Annotated in this window: 4 protein-coding genes; 1 reads left to right on the forward strand and 3 read right to left on the reverse strand. The window is 75.9% G+C overall.

Translation table 11 applies throughout. The features are described 5' to 3' along the window. Positions 1 to 210 precede the first annotated feature (210 nt). Entirely contained in the window at positions 211 to 1,299 is a 1,089-nt protein-coding gene (locus ABZW03_RS38725; RefSeq protein WP_355269251.1) for a ThiF family adenylyltransferase, read from the reverse strand. Between the two features lie 402 nt (positions 1,300 to 1,701). Between ABZW03_RS38725 and ABZW03_RS38730 the strand changes: the two genes are divergently transcribed. Next, on the forward strand, positions 1,702 to 2,286 hold the full coding sequence (locus ABZW03_RS38730) for a SprT-like domain-containing protein (protein ID WP_355269253.1): 585 nt from the start codon (positions 1,702 to 1,704) through the stop codon (positions 2,284 to 2,286). A gap of 159 nt (positions 2,287 to 2,445) precedes the next feature. On the opposite strand, the gene ABZW03_RS38735 is transcribed toward ABZW03_RS38730, so the two are convergent. Together ABZW03_RS38735 and ABZW03_RS38740 are read right to left on the reverse strand one after the other, a co-directional pair. Beyond that, entirely contained in the window at positions 2,446 to 3,048 is a 603-nt protein-coding gene (locus ABZW03_RS38735) for an NUDIX domain-containing protein (protein WP_355269255.1), read from the reverse strand. Further along, positions 3,045 to 3,455: zinc-dependent metalloprotease (locus ABZW03_RS38740; protein WP_355269257.1), on the reverse strand; the 411-nt coding region annotated here is incomplete at its 5' end. The genes ABZW03_RS38735 and ABZW03_RS38740, both read right to left, overlap by 4 nt.

Consider the following 3,455-nt stretch of genomic DNA (forward strand, 5'->3'; position numbering starts at 1 on the left):
GCCCCCCCCCCCCGGGCCGTGGGAGGCCTCGTGCCCGCCCCGTGGGGCGTCGACCCCGGCCGGGGGTCGTCGGGACCGCGGGCTCACCTGGCCGTCGGCTCGTACGGCCGGGTGGTGCCCGTGGTTCCGTGGGGAGGTCGGTGGCTGCCGAGCCGTGCAGCCGCCGGGCCTGCTCCCGTCAGTTCTGTCCTCCTTCTCCTCCTCCGTCCCTCACGCCGGCGGCAGCGGCTGCCACAGGCAGCCGCAGTCCGGGTGCCCGCGCAGCCGCAGGCGCCGTGGCATGCCGTCCCTGGCCGAGACCTCGCACCAGCCGTCCACGCTCGGCGGCCGGCCGCCGTCCAGGTACACCTGGACGTGCAGCGCCGCCAGCCCCGCGACCGCCGTCGCCAGTGCCGTGTCACAGGCCGGGGTACGCGCCCGGCCGGGGCCTCCGTCGGCGAGCTGGGCCAGGACCCGCGGCCAGGCGGCGTCCTCGTCCTCCCGCCGCAGCACCAGGCAGTGCCCGCAGGCCGACATCCCGGGGATCACCAGCGGTCCGATGACGCCGAACTCCTCGACCACGCCCACGTAGAGGTGCGGCACCCGGGCCCGCAGCAGCAGCCGGGCCTCGTACGTCCCGCCCGCGAAGGCGGCGCTGCCGTCCCGGGGCGCGAGGACCACGAAATCCGGTGGCTGGTCCCCGGGCCGGCGCCGGGGCACGGGGGCCGGTGGCCGGCCCGCGGCGCGCTGCACCGCCTCCCGGGCCGCTGTCGAGCGCAGCCGGCCTACGTCCCCGGGCGGCATTCCGGCCGGGGAGCAGTCGCCGGGCTTGACCCGGCCGCTGTCCGCGACCGTGACCGTCCCCGCACCGCCGGCGGCGAGCACCACCGCCACGGCAGCGCCGACCCGGCCCGCGCCGCGCACCTCGATCCGCGTGTCGGCCCGGCGGCCCAGGATCGCCGGTGCGGCGCCCGGGCCGGAGTGGACCAGGGAGAGCGAGGCGAGGTCCGGTTCGAGCACGGGCCGCTGCTGCGGGGGGAAGCGGGCCAGGGCCCGGGCGCCGGCCTCCGCGTCGTCCAGTAGGCCGGTCTCCTCCAGGCCGGTGAGCAGGGCGTCGGCCGGTTCGCGGCCGAGCCCGATGCGCTCGCTCTCGGCGAGGAGCTCCGGTCGGTCGCGCGTCCCGTCGAGCAGCGCGAGGAAGTCGCAGAGGGTCTTGTCGGCGTTGCCGAGCACCCCGGCGAACCGGGTGACGGTGCCGAACTGCAGGGTTTCCGAGTCCCGCCAGCTGCGGGACAGCGCGGGCTTGAGGGCGAGGCGCACGACGATCTCCCTTCCGATCGTTTCCGGACGGCTGACCGCAGCTTGCCCCATCGCGGCGGGGTCGTGCGGAAAGTTATCCACAGGTGCGTGCAGATGATCACACCATCCGTTCGCACGCCCTGTGGATAACTGGCCATCCTCCCTGGCGTCGGTTTCCGGACATCCACCGTCGACTTTTCGTTCCCGATCACTCCATGAAAGATTCCGGCCACGGCAGCGGACTTCTGTCCGTGGTACCGGGTAACGTCGTGTGCCATGGCAGCCGAGCGGGACTCCCATCCACCGGCGTCGCCTCGGCGTGCCCGTGCCGCGTCCGGGTCGCAGGTCGCGGCGCCGAACACGCGCGGGCGCCCGGACCAGCGGCAGCAGCCGAGGCCGGCCCAGCCGCCGCCCGCCGGCGCCGTGCCACCCGAGGCGCACGACCGCGGCCGGGTCGAGGTGCGCCGCAGCGCCCGCCGAAGCCGTACCGTCTCCGCCTACCGCGAGGGCGACCGCACCGTCGTGCTGATCCCGGCCCGGATGTCGCACGCCGAGGAGCAGCGCTGGGTCGCGCAGATGCTGGAGAAGCTCGCCGCCCAGGAGTCCCGGCGGATCCCCGGGGACGAGGCCCTGATGACCCGGGCCCGCGAGCTGTCGGCCGTCTACCTGGACGGCCGCGCCCGGCCCAGTCAGGTCCGCTGGGTCACCAACCAGAACTCCCGCTGGGGCTCCTGCACACCCAGCGAGGGGACGATCCGCCTCTCCCACCGGCTCCAGGGCATGCCGGAGTACGTGCTGGACTACGTGCTGCTGCACGAGCTGGCGCACCTGCTGGTGCCCGACCACGGCCCGGCGTTCTGGGCCCTGTTGGAGGCCTACCCGCGGACCGAGCGGGCCCGCGGCTACCTGGAGGGCGTGGTCTCCGCCGCCCGGCTGCCGCACATCCCCGGCGCTCGGCACGCCGCCCCCGGCCCGACCGGTCCGGACCCGGCCGCCTCCTGCGGCTGAGGCCGAGGCTCACGCTCAGACCCAGACCCAGACCCAGACCCAGACCCAGACCCAGGCCCAGGCCGAGGCTACGGAAAGCGGAAGGTCCCGGTTCGACCGCAGGAACGACGGAAGGGGGCGCCGGCCCCCAAGGCCCGCGCCCCCTTCCGGTGTCGCACCTCAGCCGGTCAGCTGCCGCGCCCGGGCCACCAGGTCGCGCACCGAGTGGTCGGTGAGCTCCGGCAGCCGGTCGTAGTCGAACCAGCGCAGGTCCAGCGACTCCTCGCTGATCAGCGCCTGAGCGCCGGCCGGGGCCAGCGCGATGTACTGGACGTCCAGGTGGGTGTTCTCCGGCCGGTCCTTGCCGGTGCAGCGGACCAGGTGCCGGTCCAGCTTGGCCGGGACGGGGGAGCCGCCGCTCTCCAGCAGCACCAGGTCGGGGATGCCGGACTCCTCGACGGCCTCGCGCAGCGCGGCCGAGGCGAGGTCGCGGTCGCCGGGCTCGCAGTGCCCGCCCATCTGGAGCCACATGCCGACCTTGGGGTGCAGGGTGAGCAGCACCCGCCCGGCGGCCGGGTCGACGACCGCCGCGCTCGCGGTGATGTGCGCGGGCAGGCAGGAGCGGTAGAGGCCCTCCGGCTGCGCGGCGAGGTGCTCCAGGTAGTCCAGCCGCAGCTGCTCCTGGTCCTGGTCGGCGGGCCGCCAGGCGGTCAGGGTGCGGACGGCGTCCGCGTGCAGGCCGGTGGCCGGGGCCCCGGTGGCGGGCGTCGTGGTGGCCGTCATGCGGTGGGGCCGCCCTTCCCGTCGGTGCCGTCCTCGTCGGTCTTCGGCCGCTCGTCCTTGGTGAGGTCGGGCCGGCCGGCCGCGGCCTCGCCGAGCAGCTTGTCGAGCGCGTCGAAGTCGATGCCGCCCTCCAGGTCGTCGGCGGAGCCCCGGTGCACGAAGGCGTCCGGGTCGTCCAGGTCGGCGGCGGTGGGCAGCATGTCCGGGTGCTCCCAGAGCGCGTCGCGGCCCTCGATGCCGCGCGCGTCGGCGAGCAGCGCCCAGAGCCGGGAGGCGTCGCGCAGCCGGCGCGGGCGCAGCTCCAGGCCGACCAGGGTGGCGAAGGTCTGCTCGGCGGGCCCGCCGGCGATGTAGGACGCCCACGCCTTCGAGCTGGCGGGGCGGGAGGCCCGCTCCTGGCCGGAGCT

Origin of the sequence: Kitasatospora sp. NPDC004799 (assembly GCF_040609095.1) — a bacterium.
Taxonomy (GTDB): domain Bacteria; phylum Actinomycetota; class Actinomycetes; order Streptomycetales; family Streptomycetaceae; genus Kitasatospora.

Bases quoted from the DNA above. Each gene is read 5' to 3' on its own strand.
- ABZW03_RS38735 (WP_355269255.1), bottom strand. From the start codon at position 3,048: ATGACGGCCACCACGACGCCCGCCACCGGGGCCCCGGCCACCGGCCTG.